Origin of the sequence: Arenibacter sp. F20364 (assembly GCF_023015905.1) — a bacterium.
In the GTDB taxonomy this organism is placed as follows: Bacteria; Bacteroidota; Bacteroidia; order Flavobacteriales; family Flavobacteriaceae; genus Arenibacter.
The window spans coordinates 42383-63678 of the sequence record NZ_JALKBD010000013.1; the positions used below are offsets into that span (position 1 = coordinate 42383).

Genomic DNA, 21296 nt, shown 5'->3' on the forward strand with positions numbered 1-21296 from the left:
ATTAAAAAACTCATGAAAATTGTCATTTTAGCAGCAGGTATTGGATCAAGACTGGGGAATCCCTTTCCCAAACCATTGACACCTTTAAAAAATGGAAAATGTATCATGGAGATGCAGGTCAACAATTTGGATGAAACCTTTAACATCCACGATGTAAATGTTGTTGTTGGTTTTAAAAAGGATTTAATAATGGAACGCTTTCCACAACTCACCTATATTTACAATCCATTTTTTGATCAGACCAACACTTCCAAAAGCCTTTTAAAAGCCTTAATGAAAAGCAGGGACAAATCTGTACTTTGGCTTAATGGCGATGTTGTTTTTGACGCAAAACTATTGTCATTCTTAAAGCCTTATATAGATAAAAATCAATCGTTTGTAGCTGTAAACACCAGTAAAGTGGCAGATGAAGAAGTTAAGTACACTTTAAAAAACAATTTTATAGATCAACTATCCAAGACGGTGAAAAATGGACTTGGAGAAGCAGTGGGCATTAATTTCATCGCGGCCAAGGATATAAACAGCTTTATCACAAGGCTAGAAGAATGTGATGACAATGATTATTTTGAAAGAGGGTTGGAAATGGCCATTGAAAAAGACGGCCTTAAAATTAGTGCCGTGGACATTTCCGATTACAACTGTATGGAAGTCGACTTTAAAGAAGATTTGGATAATGCCAATACCATATTTCGAAAATGAAGGTAATTTTATTCTGCCAAAATGCCTATGCCTTTGGCATCCTTGCCCCCATCCGGGATGTACTTCTAGAACAGGGGCATGACTTTATTTGGTACATATCCGGAAAATTATTGGATAATTTTCCCTTTAAGAACGAAGATTATACAGTAAGCACTTTAGATTTACAGCTCTATAATAGCGATGCCATTTTCGTTCCGGGAAATGAAGTACCCTATTACTTACGCGGATTAAAAGTCCAAGTTTTTCACGGACTGGCCGGTGAAAAAAAAGGACATTTCAGGATACGACATTACTTCGATCTTTATCTTACCCAAGGACCTTATTTCACGCATAGATTCAATAAACTAAAAAAAATACACCAAGATTTTGATGTCATAGAGACAGGTTGGCCAAAATTGGATGTATACAGCTCGGAGAAAAACAAATATGATTTTGAAAAAAAGGCCATATTGGAGATGTACAATACGGATAAGATTATCCTTTACGCCCCTACCTTCTCCCCTAGCCTTACTTCTGCTCCGTATTTATTACAGGAAATTAAAAACCTTGCCGAAACGACCGGCTATGTAATCCTAATTAAGTTTCATGACCTCATGGAACAAAAATGGATAAGCGCATACAAAGCATTGGCCAATAAGACACCCAATGTACTGTTCAAGGAAGACAAGAACATTATTAAATCCCTTATACAAGCAGATATCTTGGTCAGTGATACTTCTTCCGTAATTTATGAATTCATACTGTTGAACAAACCGGTAATATCCTTTAAAAATATTGCTGCGAAGGTATTGTGGGACAATTCCCATACCTATACAGGTCTTACGGAAAAAGTTTTGAATAATTTTAATTTAGACCCCCACGCTGTGGAAAGGGCCTATATAAACATGCAATTTCACCCATACCAAGATGGGAAGTCGGCCCTTAGAATGGTTAATACGGTTAAAAATTACATTGAAACCCGTGGGGTACCGGAAGAAAGGAAACTGTCTTTGGCCCGAAGGCTGAAGATTAATTCCATGTTCGGAAAACCGATAAAGAATCCCTTTGATGGTGAAAAGACCAGCAAAATATCCGCTATCCTTATTACCTATAATGAGGATATCCATATTAATGCAGTTTTGGAAAACGTAAAATTTGCTGATGAAATTATTGTTGTGGACTCTTTCAGTACAGACGGCACCATCCAAAAAATAAAAGAACACCCCAAGGTTAAGTTAATCCAACGCCCATTCGTTAATTATACGGATCAAAAATCATTTGCTTTGGAACAAGCGACCAACGATTGGATACTTTTCTTGGATGCGGACGAACGAGTCCCGGATCTATTAAGAAATGAAATCCTGAAAACCGTGAATTCCTCAAAATCAACAGCCGATGCCTATTACTTTTACAGGACCTTTATGTTCAAGAATAAGGTTTTGCGCTTTAGTGGTTGGCAAAGCGATAAAAATTATAGATTGTTCAAAAAAAGTAAAGCTCATTTTACACAAGAAAGAATAGTCCACGAAACATTGGTTGTTGACGGAAAGTCGGATGTGCTTAAAAACAAGCTGATTCATTACTCCTTCAAGAACTACGAAGACTATAAGGGTAAAATGGTAAAGTATGGCCAAATGAAAGCGGTAGAGGAACTTAAAAAGGACTATGACCCCAACTTTTACCACTTTGTTTTCCGGCCATTTTACAAATTTTTCAACCATTATATTTTAAGATTTGGTATACTGGACGGAAAAAAAGGGGTTATCGTCTGCTATCTTAACGCATTGGGCGTGTATTCCCGATACAAGGAATTAAAAAGATTAAGAAATTTAAGATAATAAAGTAATATGAAAGATTTGCTTTTCGAGGTAAACCAATGTTTTGATATTCTCACTAAAGGAGGTCTAATTTTGTATCCTACGGATACGGTCTGGGGAATTGGCTGTGATGCGACAAATGAAGCGGCCGTAGAAAAAATTTATACCCTAAAGCAAAGATCCAACACCAAAACTATGATCTGTTTGGTGGCCAATGATTTTATGCTGGAACAGCATGTTACAACAGTACCGGAGCTGGCCTACGATATATTGGACCTTGCCACCAAACCAACCACTATTGTTTATGAATCCCCTAAGGGAGTAGCCAAAAATTTAATCGCCAATGACGATACTTTGGCCATTAGGGTAGCAAAAGATCAATTTTGCCAGTATCTGATAAAGAAATTTAAAAAACCCATCGTGTCTACTTCAGCCAACATAGCCGGACAACCAACTCCTACAAGTTTTAAAGAAATACCGGATGAGATTTTAAAAGGTGTGGACTATATAGTAAATTTGGACCGCGATAAAATTAACAGCACCCCATCTTCCATTATTATGCTCGGTAATGATGGTACCGTAAAAGTGATCCGAGAGTAAGAATGACGAATAAAAACCACGAAGAAGCCATAAACAACCCGATATTTTCAACCATTTCCGATGCCGCCAAGGAACTTTCATTAGATTCTTACGTAATCGGAGGCTTTGTAAGGGATTATTTATTGGAAAGGGGCACTCCAAAAGATATTGATATTGTAGCTATTGGCAGTGGAATAGAATTGGCCAAATTGGTCGCCAAAAAATTACCTGGAAGCTCAGAAGTTAGCATCTTTAAAAACTTCGGAACCGCCATGATCAAATTTCAAGACATTGAAATTGAATTTGTTGGAGCTAGAAAAGAAAGCTACCATAGGGACAGTAGAAAACCAGTTGTTGAAAATGGGAGCCTGGAAGATGACCAAAAACGGCGGGATTTTACCATCAATGCCCTGGCAATTTCACTTAACCCCAAGGACTACGGACAACTTTTAGATCCATTTGATGGCATTGGGGATTTAAAAAGAAAATTGATCAGAACTCCTTTGGACCCCTCCATAACCTACTCCGATGATCCTTTGCGAATGATGCGGGCCATTAGGTTTGCCTCCCAGTTAAACTTTGTTATTCATCCTGAATCCTTACAGGCCATAGTGGACAACAAGGAAAGAATTAAAATTATTTCCAATGAGCGTATCGTGGACGAATTACATAAAATTTTGTCCAGCAGCAAACCCTCACTTGGATTCTCCCTGTTGCACGAAACCGGTCTGTTACCTTTTATAATGCCCGAATTGGTGGCCTTGGAAGGTATTGAGGAAATTGAAGGCCAAAGACATAAGGATAATTTTTGGCACACCTTGGAAGTGGTTGACAATATTTCTGAGAACACCGATAATGTATGGCTACGTTGGGCCGCCCTTTTGCATGATATTGGCAAGGCCCCTACCAAAAAATTCGATAAAAAAATAGGTTGGACATTCCATGCCCATGAATTTGTAGGTTCTAAAATGGTCTACAAACTTTTTAAACGCTTAAGGCTACCTTTAAATGAAAAAATGAAATTCGTCCAAAAAATGGTGCTTATGAGTTCCAGGCCCATAGTCCTTTCCGAGGATTTTGTAACCGACTCCGCCGTTCGAAGGCTCATTTTTGATGCGGGCGACCATGTAGAGGATTTAATGACCCTTTGCGAAGCGGATATCACTACCAAGAATCCAAAAAAACAAAAAAGGTATAGGAACAATTTTAAAATTGTCCGTCAAAAAATCGAAGAGGTCGAGGAACGGGATCACATTAGAAATTTTCAACCCCCCATTAGTGGTGAAGAAATTATGAAAACCTTCAACTTAAATCCTTCCAAGGAAATAGGAATGATCAAGGAAGCCATTAAGGAAGCTATTTTGGAAGGGGATATCCCCAACGAATACGATGCTGCTTACAACCTAATGTTGGAAAAAGGCAAAGAAATGGGGTTAAGTTTAAACTAATGCCAATACGACATAATTAGATTTACCAATCAGCTTTTTTACAATACAAAATTAAGACCTACCCAGACCTTAATTAAATAAAAGAGTGGTAATTTTGCACTATTCTTTCAAACATCCAAATGCAAAAAAAATTTACAAAAATCGCCAAGATCAGTTTAGTTTTGGTCTACTTGGTAATTGTAGCCGGTGCTGTAGTGAGAATGACCGGGAGTGGCATGGGATGCCCGGATTGGCCAAAATGTTTCGGTTATTACATTCCACCTACCGATATTGCGGAATTACAATGGCAGCCAGAAAAGGAATTTAAAAAAGGTCAGGTAATTATTGTAGACGAAGCCTTATGGGTAGCCAAGGAAAGTTTCAGTACATCAGCTACATATGATGCCATTAATTGGGCGCCTTACACCAAGCATGACTACGCTATCTTTAACCCTTTCCATACTTGGACTGAATTTATTAATAGGTTATTTGGTGCCCTGGCCGGCCTGGGAACCTTAATAATGGCCATAGCCTCCTTTACCTACTGGAAGCAAGAGAAAAGCATCACTATTCTTTCGTGGGTCGTAGTATTCGCAATGGGTTTCCAAGCATGGCTTGGGGCCACTGTGGTATATTCCGTTTTGGCCCCGGCCAAAATAACGATACATATGGTCATGGCCTTGTTTATAGTAGCACTGATACTCTACTTGATTCATGCCACAAGCCTTAAGACAAAGTCTTTAAAGCCGGACAAAATAACTAGAAATCTAATAATCTTCGTGCTTTTAACCACACTGGTGCAAGTAGTATTGGGAACCCAAGTAAGACAGTTTGTTGATATACAAACCGACCTTTATGGCGAAAATGCTCCTGACCAATGGCTCAATAATCCAACACTATCATTTTACGTACATCGTTCGTTTTCCATTATAGTAGTACTGTTAAACCTGTTTCTCGCCATAAGGATTTACAGTTTGAACCTGGGCTATTCCAAAATAAAATGGGTTTTGGCACTCCTGCTTTTGGAAGTTGTTTCCGGAATGGCCATGTATTATTTGGATTTCCCTTTTGCCACCCAGCCCCTACATCTTGTGTTTGCTTCCGTTTTGTTCAGTTTTCAATTCTATTTGGTTTTGGAAGCTTTAAATGCTTTTAAAACCATGAAAACTTTGTAACTTTGCCTCCACAAAAAAAGTACCCGATGATATACAAAATACGGATTATTCTAGATGCAGAGGAAGATATTTTTAGGGATATTGAAATAGAGGATGGCAATTCCATGGAAGACCTTCACAATGCCATTGCCCAAGCTTTTGGCTTTTTGGGAAATGAAATGGCTTCTTTCTACACCTGTGATGAGGAGTGGAGGCAGGACGAGGAAATTGCCTTATTTGACATGAGTGAAAATGGCTCCGATGTACGTTTAATGAACCAGATTCTCTTACAGGACATTCTTACTGAACAATCCCCCAAACTAATTTATGTATATGACTTTTTAAGCATGTGGACCTTCTTTGTGGAATTGGCCGATATAGTTGAAAAAGAAGATGGGCATGCCTATCCCAATACACTTTTCAGTTTTGGTGAATTGCCGGACTCCCCACCTGAAAAAAAGTTTGAGGCAGATGAATCTGAATTCGATTTTGACAATACCTTGGATAATTATGAAGATTTGGATTTTGATGAAAACTGGAACTGATAATGCCAGTTGCCCCTGCCTAAAGTGGTAGGATATAATAATTGGCCAATTAAGCGGCCATCTTAGAATACAATTAACTTAGGCCCCCAACAGCGGCTTAAGTACAAGTTAACCCATAAATATTTTCCAAGATCCATGATCAACTTATACCCTACCCAAATTGAAACAATTTCCATACATCGCGTAGGAAACAAAAATAAAAGCGAAGGTATCTTTCTGTCGGAAGAACCATTTTCTCTCAACGATGAAACTACGGGACTATTAAAGGAATATTTTTTTAAACCTTTTAGGGAAAAGGAGGAGAATTACTATTATTTTTCGCATGAATCCGATGTTGAATTTAATGAAGTCTATAAAATTGTTTCCGATATTTTTGAGGAGCCAAGTAGCCTTCACGCCAATTCGAAAAAAATAGCAACACAATTATTCGATCAATCGAACCACCCACATATTAAAAGCGGTGAAGTATACGTAGCCTACCTTACCGATCTGATGTTGGATAATGTAAAAGTGAATGCCGTGGGCATATTCAAAAGCGAGCTTAAACACGATTTTCTTCAATTTCAGGAAAAGGGAAATAGCTTGGATATTTTGGTGCAACAAGGCATCAACATCAATAAGCTGGACAAGGGTTGTCTTATTTTCAATACCGATAAGGAAGAAGGTTATAAAGTACTTTCAGTGGATAGTAATCGCTACGACACCAAATACTGGTTGGAAAATTTTCTAGGAGTGGATGCACTTTCCGACGATAATTTTAAGACCAAAAACTACTTGAAATTCTGTCAGAACTTTGCCAAAGATGTGGTCTTGCCTGCTGAGGACAAGCAGCAGGAAGTATTGTTTATGAACAGGGCTGTGAATCATTTTGCCAAGAATGACGCTTTTGAAGAAACCAATTTCTTGAACGAAGTCATGGAAAACCCGGAATTGATACCTGAATTTAAGCACTACAAGGTAGAAAAAGGGCCTAAATATAGTATAGAGGATGTCTCTACTTTTGACATAGCCAATAAAGCGGTTTCCGACGCCAGAAAAAAAATTAAAAACGTTATTAACTTGGATACCAATATCCAGATAAAACTGGATTTTATCAATCCCGAATCTGCCCAAAAATTCGTTGAAAAAGGTTGGGACGAGGAACGTCAAATGTACTACTACCTAGTCTACTTCAACAAGGAACAGAAAAGTTAGATATATCCATTATCTACCAGGTCCATGCATTGAACCAAGACCTCGGAGTACAACGCACAAGGCCGAAGTATTAAATCTTCGGCCTTATTTTATTTTATGCACAACATCCACCTAAATAACTTTCAACTGCAGCAATACGGGATTGTAACAATATTCAATTGCAATTATGAAATAGATCAACCTTCAAGATCTATCCTGTTCTCAATAATCTGTTTCACGTTAACGTCTTGGTAGTTTCTTTTAACAAAATCCAATGCAAGCGCCAATACTTCCCCCATAGTCTTGCACGTTTTAAAGTCGACATCCGAAGTTAGCTCATATATATGTTGGGCCAGGGAGGAAATATTCTCTTCATTGGATATATGATCTGTCTTAACAATAGAAATCAACCGTTTGATACGATTCCCTGAACTCAAAATTCTTTTGGCCACTATGGAGCGTTCCTCAATCTTGTATTGGTCCACAGAACTACGTTGTAACTTTTCTTTGACCAGCATGACCATTTGATAGTTTTCCTTAAAAAACTGTGGTCTATAAACCTTCAGTTTCCCCTCATAACACTGCTGGTCAAAATCTATTGCCCTTATTTTGTAGACTACATGGTCAAAGTCATGGGTAGGAACAATGACGTAGTTATAAGATCGCATATCTCCCAATAGTCGGATCATGCAGCGTTCATTGAACTTGACAAATTCTTTCGCCAACTGGGATTTCTCCGATTCCGTACATTTTGGCAAAAAATCCTTTATAAATACATCCCCCGGAATACCGGCAATATGTTCTTCTATCAAAGTATCCCCATAGACCAAGAAGTTAAGGTTATATGGCGATAACATATGCTCTAGTTCCAAGCCATAAATCCTGGAGGCATCGGCCTTTTTTACATAAAAATTGGTAAAGATGTCGTTCAATATGTTCCTTACCTTAATCCTAAATGGCTTGGAATTCCCAAAGGTGCAGTAATCAACGGAATCTACATTTAAAAATGGAAAGATACTATCGCTGCCATCGTAATGTAGAATAGAATATATTTTTTTTAAGGCTAAATCAATCTCTGCCCTTTCGAACTCACTGTAATACACACGTACCCAAAGTGTATCCTCCTCGTTGGAATCATAAACCACCACCGAACCGGAAAAACGCAATAGGTCATCATAAAAAATTGGAATTTCAATTTTTCTACTATAGTGCTCCAAATAGGCATCCAATCTTTTATTGACTGGAAATGCAGGCTTTTTCTTGGACATTAATCTTTCAGACATGGAAAAAACTTTAATTTGTAACAAAATAACGATTTCTTCGTCAAGTAAGTACAAACATTCAAAAAAACTATCCCATTTTGGAAACTATACTGACCGTAAACCACCTCACCAAGAAATTTGGGTATCTAACCGCAGTAAAAGACCTGTCATTTAACATTGAAAAAGGCAACGTTTACGGTATCTTAGGCCCAAATGGCAGTGGAAAATCGACCACCCTTGGCATCGTCCTGAACGTAGTAAACAGAACGGCAGGTGAGTTTTCATGGTTTGGTGGAACCGTTTCCACCCACGCAGCCCTTAAAAAAGTAGGCGCTATTATTGAACGTCCCAATTTCTATCCCTATATGACGGCCATACAAAATCTGAAATTGGTCTGCAAAATTAAGGAAGTTTCCCAAGATAAAATTGAAGAAAAATTGGAAATGGTTGGACTATTGGACCGAAAAAACAGTAAGTTCAGAACCTATTCATTGGGAATGAAACAGAGACTGGCCATTGCCTCGGCTCTTCTCAACGATCCCGAAATACTAATTTTGGATGAACCTACCAATGGATTAGATCCTCAAGGCATACACCAAATAAGGGAAATCATAAAAAAAATTGCCTCACAGGGCACTACCATTCTCTTGGCCTCACATTTGCTGGACGAGGTAGAAAAAGTCTGTAGCCATGTCATTATCCTAAGAAAAGGCGAAAAACTCTATTCGGGCCCGGTAGACCAAATGCTGACCAGTTATGGCTTCTTTGAACTAAGGGCGGTTGACGAGGCTGCCTTAGTGACATTTTTGGGCAACCACGCCAGTTTTGGCCCCATTAAGCAGGAAAACGGTTTGATAACAGCAATTTTGAAAGAGGAAATGAAAGCGACCACTCTAAACAAGGATTTATTTGATAATGGAATTGTGCTCTCCCACTTAGTAAAACGCAAAGAAAGTTTAGAGGAACAATTCCTTAGCCTGACCAATCATAAGGACTAACCCCAATAACACCCTCAAACGCCTAAAAATATGTTACGTTTATTACAGATCGAATTTATAAAATTATGGAACAATAACGCGAGTAAGGTCCTTATCATTTCCTATTTCGTCCTTATCCTCTGCATGGCATTGATAGCCGCCATAAAGTTTGATATTGGCCCCATTCAGTTCCATGTGGCCGAACAGGGAATTTTCAATTTTCCATACATTTGGCATTTGAACACTTGGATAGCCAGTGGATTGAAGCTCTTTTTTGCCATAATCATTGTATCCATGATGGCCAACGAATATAGCAATAAGACCTTAAAACAAAATTTAATAGACGGCCTGAGCAAGAAGGAATTTATAGCCTCAAAATTTCTTACCGTTTTTGCATTTTCGGTCATCTCTACCCTTTTTGTTTTTATAGTTTCATTGATCCTAGGACTTTTCTATTCCGATTTTACGGAGGTATCGATTATATTTTCAGAATTGGAATATTTATTGGCCTATTTTATTAAGATGGTAGGCTTTTTTTCCTTCTGCCTATTCCTTGGTATACTGGTAAAGCGATCTGCCTTTGCCTTAGGTTTTTTAATTATTTGGTTTGCCATTGAAAATTTGGGTATCAGATTTTTAGTATGGTGGCTGGCCGGCAAGGAAGCTTCTGCCTCGGTTATGAAATTCCTCCCCTTGGAGTCTATGAGCAACCTGATCAAAGAGCCCGCCTCCAGGTTTAAAGCGGTACAAAGTATGGCCGAGCAAATTGGGGAGCAATTCAACAAGGACTATGCCGTTCATTTTTATGAGATTTTGATAGTGGGGTGTTGGACCGTGATTTTCATCTATCTTTCCTATGCATTGCTCAAAAAACGTGATCTATAAGACACCTATCCAAAAAGCCTCCATACCCTTGCCATAACTTCCGTAATGGTCTTATAGGGCATAAATGGTCATAAATAGTTGCCAAAGAATCTAAGTATTGCTTGCTATTTCTTAATTTTAGGACATTAAACGAAGATGATTTTTTTTTGATCATAATCTAGCAATCGAAAAGATCAAATTAAAACTATAGGAGTTCCTGAATTAAGTACACATGAAATTTAAAGTTGTTTCCGAATTTAAACCTACAGGTGATCAGCCCCAAGCTATTAAACAATTAAAAGAGGGCCTTGAAGCCGATGAGCGTTATCAAACCCTCTTGGGGGTAACAGGGTCCGGAAAAACTTTTACCGTTGCCAATGTCATAGAGCAGGTGCAGCGCCCTACCCTGGTATTGGCTCATAATAAAACCTTGGCAGCACAATTATACTCGGAATTTAAACAGTTTTTTCCTGAAAACGCCGTTGAATATTTTGTTTCCTACTATGACTACTACCAACCAGAGGCTTACATCCCCACAAGTGGCACCTACATAGAAAAAGATCTATCCATAAATGAAGATATAGAAAAACTACGCCTGAGTGCCACATCATCCCTATTATCTGGCCGAAGGGATATTTTGGTTGTGGCCTCCGTTTCCTGCTTGTACGGCATAGGGAATCCCGTAGAATTTCAGAAAAATGTTATAAGTATTGAGAAAGACCAGGTTATTCCAAGGACAAAATTCTTACATCAATTGGTACAAAGCTTGTACTCAAGGACGACTGCCGATTTTAGGAACGGAAATTTTAGGGTAAAGGGCGATGTAGTGGACGTCTTTCCGAGTTATGCCGACCATGCCTTTAGAATTCATTTTTTTGGGGACGAAATTGAGGAAATTGAGGCCTTTGACCCCTACAAGAACAAAATACTGGAAAAATACCAACAACTTAATATTTACCCGGCCAATATGTTCGTGACCTCCCCGGATGTACTACAAAATGCCATTCATCTTATTCAAGAGGATATGGTGCTACAGGTGGCCTATTTTAAGGAAATAGGAAAACACCTGGAAGCAAAACGTTTGGAAGAACGTACGAATTTTGATCTGGAGATGATCCGGGAATTGGGATATTGCTCAGGAATCGAAAATTATTCCAGGTATTTGGACGGTAGGGAACCTGGAACCAGACCGTTCTGCTTATTGGATTATTTCCCTAAAGATTATTTGATGGTAGTTGATGAAAGCCATGTTACCATTCCACAGGTACACGCCATGTATGGTGGCGACCGATCGAGAAAGGAAAACTTGGTGGAGTACGGCTTTAGATTACCTGCAGCCATGGATAATAGACCGCTAAAATTCGAGGAATTTGAAGCCCTACAAAATCAAGTTATATATGTCAGTGCCACACCCGCAGACTACGAACTGGAATTGAGTCAAGGGGTTTATGTGGAACAGGTAATAAGACCAACGGGGTTATTGGACCCCACTATTGAAGTACGCCCTAGTTTGAACCAAATTGATGACCTGATAGAGGAAATCCAGGTAAGAGTGGAAAAGGATGAACGTACATTGGTCACCACTTTAACCAAACGTATGGCGGAAGAATTGGCCAAATATCTGACTAGAATAAATGTTCGCTGTCGCTATATACATAGCGATGTAGATACTTTGGAAAGAGTTGAAATAATGCAGGACCTGCGTAAAGGCGTTTTTGATGTACTCATAGGAGTGAATTTATTAAGGGAAGGTCTGGATCTACCAGAGGTCTCCCTAGTAGCGATATTGGATGCCGATAAGGAAGGCTTTCTAAGAAGCGCCAGATCCCTCACCCAGACTGTGGGGCGTGCTGCAAGGAATCTTAATGGAAAAGCAATAATGTATGCGGATAAAATTACCAACAGCATGCAAAAAACAATTGACGAGACGAACTACAGACGGGAAAAACAAAGCACATATAATCTTGAAAATAATATAACGCCTACCGCGCTAAACAAAAGTCTGGACAGCGTTTTAGCTAAAAATTCTGTCTCCACCTATCATTTTGAAAAAGAAGAGATGAAGGCTGCAGAGCCCGACTTATTGTATCTAACCAATGAACAAAAGGAAAAAATGATCAGGGATAAAAGAAAGGCCATGGAAAAAGCAGCCAAAGACTTGGATTTTATGCAGGCTGCAAAGTTAAGGGATGAAATTAAATTGCTGCAGGAGCAGGAATAAAGGGTATCCCACCACTTTCCACTTTTAGGTACACAACCCAAAGTTCAGTGTATTAAACTGAAATTTCCCCAAAAAAGAGGGAGATATGTATTGTAATCGCATTTCTATTAACCTATAGCTCTTGAAACACTGGGCTAACGCATAAAATATAAAACTGACATTTTTTATCATGGATGAGAATTTAACCAAAACAAAAAACGCTTCGATTTCTCAAAGCGTTTTTCTAATCAACCAACCAATCTATTATGCATCCAAAGGAACGCACAATCACTTTTAAGCTTACCCTATTTCAATCAATCTTTTTGGTTTGGGCAATGCTTCCTCTTTTTTAGGTAGAACAAACTTTAGGATCCCATCCTCATAGGTCGCATTAATCTTGTCCAAGGATATTGTTTCCGGTAAACTAAATACTCTTTTGAAGGATGAAAAAGTAAATTCCTTTCGGGTATAACCATCGTCCTCCTTATTTTCTTCACTCTTAACCTCCGAAGAAATGGTAAGAATGTCATTATCGATTTCTACATTGAAATCTTCCTTCTTTCTTCCGGGAACGGCCAATTCCAATAGATATTCGCTTTCAGTTTCCTTGACATTGGCAGCGGGTGCACTGTCTTTGAAGTTATCTACGCCACCAACCCAATCTGGTCGCAAAATTTCATTCATTAATGAAGGAAACATAACATTATTTCTTTTTACTAGACTCATGACTTTTATATTTTAAGTTATTGTTTAAATTTTCATGAACTAAAGGACAAATGTTATACCGAATCAATTTTTATGTCATTATGGCGCATGTTTAAGCCAACAGTCAGACATTATGTCATCTTACTGCTAATTATTATAGGCTTTGAATATATTGATCAGGACTGCAGGAGGCACCAACTTGTCAGGATAATTGTGCATTACCGTCAATACCTGCTCAATAGCCGCCTGAGGAAGCCCGAACCCCAGACCTATATTGTGTAGCTGTTCAATTTCGACCAATCGTTGTTCTTGATCCACATTCATGAGCAGTACCAACCTGTGAAACTGAAGAATCCGTTCCGCCTCGGATTTAAGTAAGACCTTCCCTACTTTCTTATGAAAAAGGGAATCGAATGTTTCCTTATCGATTTCCAGTTGCTTGGCCACTCCCAACAAAAAATCATACTCCGAATCCTTGATTTCCTTGTCTGCTTTTGCAAAAGAAATCATTTGGGAAATTATGCCCAGCTTCTCCATATAGGTACTCATAAATTACAGTTTAACACTAAGTTACGTTAAATCGGATTGATTTATTGCCTAGCTTCAAGGAAAGTATTCCCAAACTAGCGCCACATCCTATTTTTTTGTAATATCTTGTGAAAAAATATTTCCTATGACCAATAATGATGTTCTCAAAAAATTAAGGGTTGCCTTAAAATTGCGGGATGATGAAATAGTAGAAATTTTGAAATTGGTCGATTTTAAAATTTCCAAAAGCGAGCTGGGAGCTTTTTTCAGAAAAGAAGATCACCCCAACTATGTAGAATGCGGAGACCAAATTTTGCGGAATTTTTTAAACGGATTGGTGATACATTACCGCGGTACTAGGGAGAATCCCAAAGATCCCAAAGTATCTTTGCCCAAACCAAAAAAAGAATCCCTTGCCAAAGCTGCTCAAAAACCAAGATTCAAAGAGCAACAAAAAAAGAATATAGACCACGACATAAGTCCGGTAAAATATAAAAACAAAAAAAGGTCCTGACAACCCTAAATTCTTTGACATAAAAAAGGCAGCACTATTACAGTACTGCCTTTTAATTTATTGTATTCTATTGGGCTTACGCCAATACTTCCTTCACCTTATCAGCTGCTTCTTGAAACTGTACTGCGGAATGCACGGCCAAACCTGAATTATCAATAATTTCCTTGGCCAATTCAGCATTGGTTCCCTGTAATCTAACAATAATAGGCACCTTTATGGCATCGCCCATATTTTTGTAAGCATCCACTACTCCCTGAGCTACTCGATCACAACGAACAATTCCACCAAAGATGTTTATCAGGATACATTTAACGGCAGGATCCTTCAAAATAATCCTGAAAGCCTCCTCTACCCTTTTGGCATCAGCGGTTCCACCTACATCCAAAAAGTTGGCTGGCTCACCACCGGCCATTTTAATAAGGTCCATTGTAGCCATTGCCAATCCGGCACCGTTCACCATACATCCTACATTTCCATCCAAATCTACATAGTTTAGACCTACGGCCCTTGCCTCTACCTCAATTGCGTTCTCCTCCAATAGATCGCGCATTTCAGCATACTGCTTCCTTCTATAAAGCGCATTATCATCAATGGACACTTTGGCATCCACAGCCATAATTTTATCGTCAGAGGTCTTAAGCACAGGGTTTATTTCGAATAAACTTGCATCGCTCTCCACGTAAGCCTTATACAAACTGCTAACAAACTTGGTCATTTCCTTAAAAGCTGTCCCGGACAACCCAAGGTTAAAAGCTATTTTCCTCGCCTGAAAAGGCAATAAACCAGTTGCTGGATTTATTTCTTCCGTAAAAATAAGGTGTGGTGTTTTGTCTGCCACCTCCTCTATATCCATTCCACCTTCAGTAGAATACATAATCATATTTCTTCCCGCCGCCCTGTTTAACAAAACGGACATATAAAATTCACTGGTTTCGCTGTCCCCAGGGTAATAGACATCTTCCGCAACCAAAACTTTATGCACTTTCTTACCCTCCGCAGAAGTTTGCGGAGTAACTAAATTCATCCCGATGATAGACCCTGCAATCTCTTCTACCTCGCGCAAGTTTTTCGCTAATTTAACTCCTCCTCCTTTTCCACGTCCACCTGCGTGTACCTGTGCTTTAATAACATGCCAACCAGTTCCGGTTTCCTGAGTCAATTGTTTGGCTGCATCTACTGCTTCCTTGGCATTATAAGCCACTAAACCGCGTTGAATGCGTACTCCAAAGCTCGCTAAAATCTCTTTTCCTTGATATTCGTGAAGGTTCATAAAATTGAAGGTTCTATTTGTTGAGTTGCAAAAATAGGAAACACAGCGGATTTACCCTAATTAAATAAAACAGAAAAACAACTAGTGCTATCAATATAAATACCAAACAGGCTTATCTAAAGAAATTAATAAAATACCAGCCCAAGATTTTCAAATTACATACATTTCGGAATGGCAAAGGTTCCGATCACAGGTCATTGGAAAAACTATTTCTATTCCATAATTCTTGGAATAGGCTTTCCTTTTAAATTTTGAAATCCTTAAAATCTATGGGGTCGAAATTCTTGAAATGGCCGTTCATTCCAATCATTTCCTTTGATTGGTTTACCTGTTTTAAAACTTGAATGGTATTGATTAAATGGGCCTTGATGTATAATAATCGTTCACTTTCATAGGTCATTTTCAGGAGTTTGTATTCTTGTGCAAGCGAAAGCCCTATTTTATGTATCAATTGATATACATCAAAATTTTCGGTTGTAAGACCCAAAATAGACACATCCATAAGACCATAAAGTTCAATGATAAGATTAAGCACATTGTCTCTCAAGCTAGTAACGCCGTCATCAAAATACGGTAAAAATTCCACTTCCCCCGCCGCGTACAATTTGCCTTCCATTACTTTTTGAAAAGTATTTAATTTAAAACTGCGCCGTCCAACGCAAATAATATCCATTTCTCCACTATCGTAAGTTTTAATTATTTCCTTTAATTCCAGTTCCGTTCCGTATGCCATTTCCCCATCAACATAAACAGGAACCCCAAAATTCATGGGCCTGTCCCTAACATCAGATATCAATTGTTTGTAGCGCTCCTCAAAAATATGAAGAGCCACTATTTCGCCAGAAAAAAAAACGGACGGCAAAGGGAACATAGGTAACAACATAAGTTTTTGTTTAAAGTTACAACGGACAGATCAAAAATCAAACCTGAACAAAGCAAGAGTTGTTATACATATAACAATGTGTTACATTTTTCAACTATTGCTATATATTTTTGCTCGAATACAATAAGTAGTCTAAATTTGCATAAAATTTTGAACAATGCGACACAGTGATTTATTAAATATAGCGAAAACTTATGGTGACCCGGTCTATGTATACGATTCTGAAAAAATAATTTCCCAGTTTCAAAGATTGACCAATGCGTTTAAGGACGTCAAAAAATTACAATTAAATTACGCCACAAAGGCACTTTCAAATATTGCCATTTTAAAATTGATGAACAGTTTGGGAAGCGGTCTGGATACTGTTTCCATACAAGAGGTTCAATTGGGACTCATGGCGGGTTTTGAGCCTAGCTCTATTATATTTACCCCCAATGGAGTATCCTTGGAGGAGATTGAGGAAGCTGCAAAATTGGGGGTTCGTATCAACATTGACAACTTATCCATCTTGGAACAATTTGGCAGCAATCACCCGGATATTCCTGTTTGTATTAGAATTAATCCCCACGTTATGGCCGGTGGCAATTCTAAAATATCCGTGGGGCATATAGATTCCAAATTTGGTATTAGTATACACCAAATACCCCACTTATTGCGTATTGTTAATCTTACGAATATGAAGGTCAACGGGATACACATGCATACCGGAAGTGACATTTTGGATATTGATGTATTCCTTTACGCTTCGGAGATTCTTTTTGAAACAGCCAAAAATTTTCAGGATCTTGAGTTTATAGACTTCGGTAGTGGCTTTAAAGTTCCTTATAAAGAAGGCGATATTGAAACCAATATTGAGGAACTGGGCAAAAAATTAGGAAAACGTTTCAATACTTTTTGCAAAGAATATGGCAGGGAGCTGACCTTGGCTTTTGAACCAGGTAAGTTTTTGGTAAGCGAGGCCGGTTTCTTTTTAGCTAAAGTGAACGTGGTAAAGCAGACCACTTCCACCGTTTTTGCCAGTATAGATTCCGGATTTAACCATCTTATTCGCCCCATGTTCTATGGCGCCACCCACAGCATAGAGAATATTTCCAATCCTGAAGGGCGTGAACGTTATTATTCCGTAGTGGGCTATATCTGCGAGACCGATACTTTTGCAAGCAATAAACGCATAAGCGAAATATCTGAAGGCGACATCCTTTGTTTTAAAAATGCCGGTGCCTATTGTTTCACTATGGCCAGTAATTACAACTCTAGATTTAGACCACCAGAGGTTTTGTGGCATAAAGGAAAAGCCATTTTAATAAGGGAAAGGGAAACTTTTGACGACCTTATTAAAAACCAAATAGATGTCAAGGATTTATTTACGGCTGTTAAAGAAAAGGCAATAGCAAAATAAAATTGCCAAATTTTCGTTAGTTTTGATAATGTTATCGGACTAATCCTTTAAAAATTATGGTCTTGAAATTAGTTTCCAAATCATTTTTCAAAATAGTTGTTCTATTAGTGGTTGGCATTTTACCAATAGGTAGTATGGCACAGGATGTAAAATGGCTTAGTTGGGACGAAGCTGCCAAATTAGTGGAAACCGAGAAAAATCCTAAGAAAATTTTTATCGATGTCTATACCGACTGGTGTGGATGGTGTAAAAAAATGGATAAGGATACCTTTCAGAATGCAGAAGTTGCCGAATACATGTCCAAAAACTATTATATGGTAAAGTTGGATGGAGAAGGTAAGGAACCTATTGTTTTCAGAGGCAAAACCTTTAAATTTGTTCCTTCGGGCAGAAACGGATATCATGAATTTGCAGCAGCATTGATGCAGGGTAAAATGAGTTATCCCACTACAATATTTTTGGATGAACAAATGAATATGCTTTCTCCAGTACCTGGTTATCAAAAGCCAGAACCTTTTCTAAAAATAGCGAAGTATTTTGGTGAAAATATCCATAAGGAGAAAGACTGGAATACCTACGATAGCGAAAGCAAATAGTAAAATCTACATTATATCCAAGATAAAGAAATAAAAAAGCCGGCTGTGACCGGCTTTTTTTATTATCTAAATATATCTACTGCAAGTATAATTTACCTGCTATAGTTGGGTGACTCCTTAGTAATGGTTACGTCATGTGGATGGCTTTCGTTGATTCCACTCGCGGTAATCTTAACAAATCTTCCAGACTCTTTTAGTGTTTCTATATCCTTGGCCCCACAATAGCCCATTCCAGCACGAAGACCACCAATAAACTGATGGATACTTTCGTACAAATCTCCCTTATAAGGAACACGACCAACGATTCCTTCAGGTACCAATTTTTTAATATCATCTTCCACATCTTGGAAATACCTATCCTTACTACCTTGTTTCATAGCCTCAACAGAACCCATCCCTCTATAGGACTTAAACTTACGCCCTTCATAAATGATAGTCTCTCCCGGAGATTCTTTTGTTCCCGCCAACAAAGAGCCCAACATTACCGTATCGGCGCCTGCAGCAATGGCCTTAGGTATATCCCCTGTATATCGTATTCCCCCATCTGCAATAACTGGCACTCCACTACCCTTGATAGCGGCAGAAACTTCCAAAACCGCTGAAAATTGAGGAAAACCTACTCCAGCAACTACCCGGGTTGTACAAATAGATCCTGGACCTATTCCAACTTTTACGGCATCGGCTCCCGCCTCTACTAAATACTTGGCAGCTTCTGCTGTGGCAATATTGCCTACAATAACTTCCAAATCCGGAAATTTCTTTTTTACCTCCTTTAGAACGGCAACCACACCTTTGGTATGGCCATGCGCAGTATCGATTACAACAGCGTCTACCCCCGCGTTCACCAGAGCTTCCGCCCTATCCACTGCATCACCGGTAACCCCTAAGGCAGCCGCAACACGCAATCTTCCATACTGATCCTTATTGGCTATTGGCTTCTGGGTAAGTTTTGTTATATCCCTAAAGGTAATAAGCCCAACAAGTTTGTAGTCCTTATCAACAACGGGTAATTTTTCAATTTTGTTTACCTGCAAAATATCCTCTGCCTGCTCCAAAGAAGTTCCTTCGGCTACAGTAACTAGATTTTTGGAGGTCATTACCTCGGAAATTGGCCGGTCATTATTTTTTTCGAACCGTAAATCCCTATTGGTTACGATACCTATAAGTTTCCCCTTATCATCTACAATGGGTATCCCGCCAATGCTGAATTCTTTCATATTTGCTTTGGCATCCCTCACCTTGGAATTTAAAGGCAAGGTAACGGGATCTATGATCATACCACTTTCGGCGCGTTTTACCTTGCGTACCTTCAGCGCCTGTTGTTCTATGGTCATGTTCTTGTGCAATACCCCAATACCACCTTCCTGGGCAATGGCAATGGCCATACGGGATTCCGTCACTGTATCCATAGCAGCAGAAACGATGGGAACGTTGATCGTAATGTTTCTAGTAAATTTTGTTTGAATATTGACTTCCCTAGGAAGTACTTCTGAAAAAGCTGGAACTAAAAGTACGTCGTCGTACGTAAGACCTTCTCCAACAATTTTGTTTAGGTGAGCTTGCATAGCAATTAAAGATTAATTGCGTGCAAATATACTACATTTAAAGGAACTGTAATACAGTTATCGTGTTAATTGACTGTTACCGATTTTTTACACAATTGATAAATCACCAACAGTGCGGCTAAACTGTAGGTCAAGGTCATTAAAAACCCAGAAAAAATGACCACATATTTCATCCATAGCAGCCCTGTCCACATGAAATATATGCCCCCAAAAGTTAAAACCACCGAGAAGAAAGGTTCAATGGTAAGGAACATTTTTAGCTTTTGTGGTATTTTGGAAAGCCAAACCAACCCACCAAGCAGAAAAAAAATAAGTGACATGGATAGGATATGGGTATGGATTATGGTAAGCATTTCGCGCTCTCCCTTTTTAAACTTCATAACCTCCGCCTCTTCATCCTCCTCATTTCCCAAATAATTTTCCACAATACCATTGGGGGATGCTGTACTGGTTTCAGAAACAAATAGAAGGCCCGTATAAAAACCTATGCTCAATACGAGGACAAAGCTTGCAACAAACCATTTTATTCCCTTGGGCAATGTCAGCAATAGACCGTCATAATCCATTAAAGTACCTTTTTTTCTTGAAGAATTCCAATGGTCTGCAACAAACTATCCATTGAGTTGGTCATGGAACGTACCGAAATTGTAGCACCAGAAATACCGTCTATATTGGATTCATGGCTTACCCTATCCTTTCCTGATTTCCCTGTAAACTGCTCCAACCATCTTTTACTCCCAATTTCACCGCCATACTCCTCACGATATATCAATACTTTTGAATGGATGATTTCCAATTTGGGATTAAAGATGACCAGATAATCGAATTTGGCCGTTTTACTTGGCGCCTGATCTACAAAAGCATAACCTAGCAAGGTACTTCCCTGCATTATTTTGAAGAAATTATCAGCAGTAATTTTGGTTGGAAGTAGTTCGTTGACTGTTTTGGAAACAGAAAAGGACTGCAAGGAATGATTTTCGGTTTCAAATACCTTTTCCAATTCCTTATCCATTTTCTTTTGAACATTTTTCGGGATTCCAAATCCCAAAATCACCAAAGAAAATACCATAATTAGAACTGTTTTTCGCTTTCTATAGTTCATGCCCCAAATATACTAATTTAGAATCATTTTTAATAATAATCGTCATATTTAGGAGTTG

21 protein-coding genes are annotated in these 21296 nt (G+C 38.6%); 13 read left to right on the top strand and 8 right to left on the bottom strand.

Features of this window, described 5'->3' with window-relative positions:
* The first annotated feature begins 12 nt into the window (after positions 1–12).
* The 7 genes from MWU84_RS12305 to MWU84_RS12340 all read left to right on the top strand — a co-directional run bounded on the left by MWU84_RS12305 (position 13) and on the right by MWU84_RS12340 (position 7394).
* Positions 13–699, top strand: a complete 687-nt coding sequence (locus tag MWU84_RS12305; RefSeq protein ID WP_246901784.1) for a phosphocholine cytidylyltransferase family protein — start codon at positions 13–15, stop codon at positions 697–699.
* Positions 696–2516: a CDP-glycerol glycerophosphotransferase family protein gene (locus MWU84_RS24430; protein ID WP_348647868.1), complete on the top strand. Its 1821-nt coding sequence runs from the start codon at positions 696–698 to the stop codon at positions 2514–2516. The genes MWU84_RS12305 and MWU84_RS24430 overlap by 4 nt, the downstream gene beginning before the upstream one ends.
* Before the next feature lie 9 nt (positions 2517–2525).
* A complete protein-coding gene (locus tag MWU84_RS12320) occupies positions 2526–3095 on the top strand; it encodes an L-threonylcarbamoyladenylate synthase (protein WP_246901785.1) in 570 nt (189 codons plus the stop codon).
* A gap of 2 nt (positions 3096–3097) precedes the next feature.
* The gene (locus MWU84_RS12325; RefSeq protein ID WP_246901786.1) at positions 3098–4522 is read left to right on the top strand and encodes an HD domain-containing protein; all 1425 of its coding nucleotides are present in this window, start codon (positions 3098–3100) and stop codon (positions 4520–4522) included.
* A 119-nt stretch (positions 4523–4641) separates the two neighbouring features.
* Positions 4642–5676: a COX15/CtaA family protein gene (locus MWU84_RS12330; RefSeq protein WP_246901787.1), complete on the top strand. Its 1035-nt coding sequence runs from the start codon at positions 4642–4644 to the stop codon at positions 5674–5676.
* Positions 5677–5702: 26 nt separating this feature from the next.
* Positions 5703–6200 carry a plasmid pRiA4b ORF-3 family protein gene (locus tag MWU84_RS12335; RefSeq protein ID WP_246901788.1) on the top strand — a complete coding sequence of 166 codons (498 nt, stop codon included), beginning with the start codon at positions 5703–5705 and terminating at the stop codon, positions 6198–6200.
* A 135-nt stretch (positions 6201–6335) separates the two neighbouring features.
* The gene (locus MWU84_RS12340; protein ID WP_246901789.1) at positions 6336–7394 is read left to right on the top strand and encodes a nucleoid-associated protein; all 1059 of its coding nucleotides are present in this window, start codon (positions 6336–6338) and stop codon (positions 7392–7394) included.
* Between the two features lie 176 nt (positions 7395–7570).
* Here the strand turns inward: MWU84_RS12340 and MWU84_RS12345 are convergent, their stop codons facing one another.
* On the bottom strand, positions 7571–8656 hold the full coding sequence (locus MWU84_RS12345) for a hypothetical protein (protein WP_246901790.1): 1086 nt from the start codon (positions 8654–8656) through the stop codon (positions 7571–7573).
* A gap of 77 nt (positions 8657–8733) precedes the next feature.
* On the opposite strand from MWU84_RS12345, the gene MWU84_RS12350 reads away from it, so the two are divergent.
* The 3 genes from MWU84_RS12350 to uvrB all read left to right on the top strand — a co-directional run bounded on the left by MWU84_RS12350 (position 8734) and on the right by uvrB (position 12697).
* Positions 8734–9633 carry an ABC transporter ATP-binding protein gene (locus MWU84_RS12350; protein ID WP_246901791.1) on the top strand — a complete coding sequence of 300 codons (900 nt, stop codon included), beginning with the start codon at positions 8734–8736 and terminating at the stop codon, positions 9631–9633.
* Between the two features lie 30 nt (positions 9634–9663).
* Positions 9664–10497, top strand: a complete 834-nt coding sequence (locus MWU84_RS12355; protein ID WP_246901792.1) for an ABC transporter permease subunit — start codon at positions 9664–9666, stop codon at positions 10495–10497.
* A 211-nt stretch (positions 10498–10708) separates the two neighbouring features.
* The gene (gene uvrB, locus MWU84_RS12360; protein ID WP_246901793.1) at positions 10709–12697 is read left to right on the top strand and encodes an excinuclease ABC subunit UvrB; all 1989 of its coding nucleotides are present in this window, start codon (positions 10709–10711) and stop codon (positions 12695–12697) included.
* A gap of 279 nt (positions 12698–12976) precedes the next feature.
* Here uvrB and MWU84_RS12365 read toward each other — a convergent pair whose 3' ends face one another.
* Both MWU84_RS12365 and MWU84_RS12370 read right to left on the bottom strand, forming a co-directional pair.
* On the bottom strand, positions 12977–13402 hold the full coding sequence (locus MWU84_RS12365) for an Hsp20/alpha crystallin family protein (RefSeq protein WP_246901794.1): 426 nt from the start codon (positions 13400–13402) through the stop codon (positions 12977–12979).
* A 126-nt stretch (positions 13403–13528) separates the two neighbouring features.
* The gene (locus tag MWU84_RS12370; protein ID WP_246901795.1) at positions 13529–13930 is read right to left on the bottom strand and encodes a TerB family tellurite resistance protein; all 402 of its coding nucleotides are present in this window, start codon (positions 13928–13930) and stop codon (positions 13529–13531) included.
* Positions 13931–14054: 124 nt separating this feature from the next.
* Here MWU84_RS12370 and MWU84_RS12375 point away from each other — a divergent pair, with 124 nt between their 5' ends.
* Positions 14055–14423 (top strand): DUF1456 family protein, encoded by a 369-nt coding sequence (locus tag MWU84_RS12375; RefSeq protein WP_246901796.1) that lies wholly within the window; start codon positions 14055–14057, stop codon positions 14421–14423.
* Positions 14424–14499: 76 nt separating this feature from the next.
* On the opposite strand, the gene sucC is transcribed toward MWU84_RS12375, so the two are convergent.
* Positions 14500–15693 carry an ADP-forming succinate--CoA ligase subunit beta gene (sucC, locus tag MWU84_RS12380; RefSeq protein ID WP_246901797.1) on the bottom strand — a complete coding sequence of 398 codons (1194 nt, stop codon included), beginning with the start codon at positions 15691–15693 and terminating at the stop codon, positions 14500–14502.
* A 244-nt stretch (positions 15694–15937) separates the two neighbouring features.
* Positions 15938–16576 carry an LON peptidase substrate-binding domain-containing protein gene (locus MWU84_RS12385; RefSeq protein ID WP_246901798.1) on the bottom strand — a complete coding sequence of 213 codons (639 nt, stop codon included), beginning with the start codon at positions 16574–16576 and terminating at the stop codon, positions 15938–15940.
* Between the two features lie 157 nt (positions 16577–16733).
* Here MWU84_RS12385 and lysA point away from each other — a divergent pair, with 157 nt between their 5' ends.
* Positions 16734–17975, top strand: a complete 1242-nt coding sequence (lysA, locus tag MWU84_RS12390; RefSeq protein WP_246901799.1) for a diaminopimelate decarboxylase — start codon at positions 16734–16736, stop codon at positions 17973–17975.
* A gap of 62 nt (positions 17976–18037) precedes the next feature.
* Positions 18038–18571, top strand: coding sequence for a DUF255 domain-containing protein (locus MWU84_RS12395; protein WP_246901865.1), 534 nt, complete (start codon positions 18038–18040; stop codon positions 18569–18571).
* Positions 18572–18663: 92 nt separating this feature from the next.
* Here MWU84_RS12395 and guaB read toward each other — a convergent pair whose 3' ends face one another.
* From guaB to MWU84_RS12410, 3 genes are all read right to left on the bottom strand, one after another.
* The gene (guaB, locus tag MWU84_RS12400) at positions 18664–20136 is read right to left on the bottom strand and encodes an IMP dehydrogenase (RefSeq protein WP_246901800.1); all 1473 of its coding nucleotides are present in this window, start codon (positions 20134–20136) and stop codon (positions 18664–18666) included.
* A gap of 65 nt (positions 20137–20201) precedes the next feature.
* A complete protein-coding gene (locus MWU84_RS12405) occupies positions 20202–20702 on the bottom strand; it encodes a hypothetical protein (protein ID WP_246901801.1) in 501 nt (166 codons plus the stop codon).
* Entirely contained in the window at positions 20702–21238 is a 537-nt protein-coding gene (locus MWU84_RS12410; RefSeq protein WP_246901802.1) for an FMN-binding protein, read from the bottom strand. Before MWU84_RS12410 ends, MWU84_RS12405 begins: the two co-directional genes overlap by 1 nt.
* Positions 21239–21296 lie beyond the last annotated feature (58 nt).